At 54.2% G+C, this 3,054-nt stretch carries 1 rRNA gene; it reads left to right on the top strand.

Annotation, left to right across the window (positions count from 1 at the left end):
- Positions 1–137 precede the first annotated feature (137 nt).
- A 23S ribosomal RNA gene (locus ACT3RU_RS17905) occupies positions 138–3,030 on the top strand.
- Positions 3,031–3,054 lie beyond the last annotated feature (24 nt).

Here is a 3,054-nt window from a genome sequence, read left to right as displayed (position 1 = left end):
CAGTCGCTCTTTAACAATGTATATCATGCTGACATTAACGTTTTTTTAAAACGTTGATACGTAATTGTTGTGTGATACGTCTCAAGCGTATCCGGCAATCGTTGTCATTGCGAACCCCAGACTCCTTCGGGTTATAGGGTCAAGCAATGAAGCGCACACGGTGGATGCCTAGGCAGCCAGAGGCGATGAAAGACGTGGAAGCCTGCGATAAGGTTCGGCGAGGTGGCAAACAACCTGTGACCCGGACATCTCTGAATGGGGAAACCCACTGACCACAAGGTCAGTATCGTGCCCTGAATACATAGGGGTACGAGGCGAACCAGGGGAACTGAAACATCTAAGTACCCTGAGGAAAAGAAATCAACCGAGATTCCCCCAGTAGCGGCGAGCGAACGGGGACCAGCCCTTAAGCGTGTGACTGATTAGACGAACGAGCTGGGAAGCTCGGCCATAGCGGGTGATAGCCCCGTAGTCGAAAATCTGATCACGTGAAATCGAGTAGGTCGGGGCACGAGAAACCTTGACTGAAGACGGGGGGACCATCCTCCAAGGCTAAATACTCCTGGCTGACCGATAGTGAACCAGTACCGTGAGGGAAAGGCGAAAAGAACCCCGGAGAGGGGAGTGAAATAGATCCTGAAACCGTGTGCGTACAAGCAGTAGGAGCAGACTTGTTCTGTGACTGCGTACCTTTTGTATAATGGGTCAGCGACTTATATTCAGTGGCGAGGTTAACCGTATAGGGGAGCCGTAGGGAAACCGAGTCTTAACTGGGCGACACAGTCGCTGGATATAGACCCGAAACCGGGCGATCTATCCATGAGCAGGGTGAAGGTTGAGTAACATCAACTGGAGGCCCGAACCAGGATCTGTTGAAAAAGATTTGGATGACTTGTGGATCGGAGTGAAAGGCTAATCAAGCCCGGAGATAGCTGGTTCTCCTCGAAAGCTATTTAGGTAGCGCCTCACGTATCACCACCGGGGGTAGAGCACTGTTTCGGCTAGGGGGTCATCCCGACTTACCAACCCGAGGCAAACTCCGAATACCGGTGAGTGCAAGCGTGGGAGACACACGGCGGGTGCTAACGTCCGTCGTGAAAAGGGAAACAACCCAGACCGTCAGCTAAGGTCCCCAAATTCTGGTTAAGTGGGAAACGATGTGGGAAGGCTCAGACAGCTAGGAGGTTGGCTTAGAAGCAGCCATCCTTTAAAGAAAGCGTAATAGCTCACTAGTCGAGTCGGCCTGCGCGGAAGATGTAACGGGGCTAAACCAGATACCGAAGCTACGGGTTCATCCTCAGGATGAGCGGTAGAGGAGCGTCGTGTAAGCCGATGAAGGTGGATTGAGAAGTCTGCTGGAGGTATCACGAGTGCGAATGCTGACATGAGTAACGATAAGGGGAGTGAAAAACTCCCCCGCCGGAAGACCAAGGTTTTCTGTTCGATGCTAATCAGAGCAGAGTGAGTCGGCCCCTAAGGCGAGGCCGAAAGGCGTAGTCGATGGGAAACGGGCTAATATTCCCGTACCGGACATGATTGCGATGGGGGGACGGAGAAGGCTAGGTGAGCCAGGCGTTGGTTGTCCTGGTGAAAGTCAGTAGGCCTGGGTCTCAGGTAAATCCGGGACCCTTTCAAGCCGAGAGACGAGACGAAGACACTTCGGTGTCGAAGTCATTGATGCCACGCTTCCAGGAAAAGCCTCTAAGCTTCAGATCATGTGCGACCGTACCCCAAACCGACACAGGTGGTCAGGGTGAGAATCCCAAGGCGCTTGAGAGAACTCGGGTGAAGGAACTAGGCAAAATGGTGCCGTAACTTCGGGAGAAGGCACGCCGGCGTAGGGTAACGAGACTTGCTCTCCAAGCCCGAACCGGTCGAAGATACCAGGTGGCTGCAACTGTTTATTAAAAACACAGCACTCTGCCAACTCGCAAGAGGACGTATAGGGTGTGACGCCTGCCCGGTGCCGGAAGGTTAAATGATGGTGTTAGACCTCGGTCGAAGCTCTTGATTGAAGCCCCGGTAAACGGCGGCCGTAACTATAACGGTCCTAAGGTAGCGAAATTCCTTGTCGGGTAAGTTCCGACCTGCACGAATGGCGTAATGATGGCCACGCTGTCTCCACCCGAGACTCAGTGAAATTGAAATCGCCGTGAAGATGCGGTGTACCCGCGGCTAGACGGAAAGACCCCGTGAACCTTTACTATAGCTTCACACTGGACGCTGATGTTGCCTGTGTAGGATAGCTGGGAGGCTTTGAACTTCGGACGCCAGTTCGAAGGGAGCCAACCTTGAAATACCAGCCTGGCATCATTGGCGTTCTCACTCAGGTCCGTTATCCGGATCGAGGACAGTGTGTGGTGGGTAGTTTGACTGGGGCGGTCTCCTCCCAAAGAGTAACGGAGGAGCACGAAGGTACCCTCAGCACGGTCGGACATCGTGCAGTGAGTGCAAGAGCATAAGGGTGCTTGACTGCGAGACAGACACGTCGAGCAGGTGCGAAAGCAGGTTCTAGTGATCCGGTGGTTCTGTATGGAAGGGCCATCGCTCAACGGATAAAAGGTACTCCGGGGATAACAGGCTGATACCGCCCAAGAGTTCACATCGACGGCGGTGTTTGGCACCTCGATGTCGGCTCATCACATCCTGGGGCTGAAGTCGGTCCCAAGGGTATGGCTGTTCGCCATTTAAAGTGGTACGCGAGCTGGGTTTAGAACGTCGTGAGACAGTTCGGTCCCTATCTGCCGTGGGCGTTGGATGTTTGAGAAGAGCTGCTCCTAGTACGAGAGGACCGGAGTGGACGACCCTCTGGTGTTCCGGTTGTCACGCCAGTGGCATTGCCGGGTAGCTATGGTCGGACGGGATAACCGCTGAAAGCATCTAAGCGGGAAGCCCCCTTCAAGATGAGACATCCCCGAGGCCTTGAGCCTCCTGAAGGGCCCAGCGAGACCAGCTGGTTGATAGGCACGGTGTGGAAGCGCTGCAAGGCGTTGAGCTAACGTGTACTAATGGCCCGTGAGGCTTGACCCTATAACACCCAAGGGGTCTGGTCGC

The sequence above is a fragment of the Halomonas sp. TP35 genome, from assembly GCF_052375975.1.
Lineage (GTDB): Bacteria > Pseudomonadota > Gammaproteobacteria > Pseudomonadales > Halomonadaceae > Vreelandella > Vreelandella citrativorans.
The sequence above is the reverse complement of the archived record's forward strand: the minus strand, read 5'-3'. Positions and strand labels throughout refer to the sequence as shown.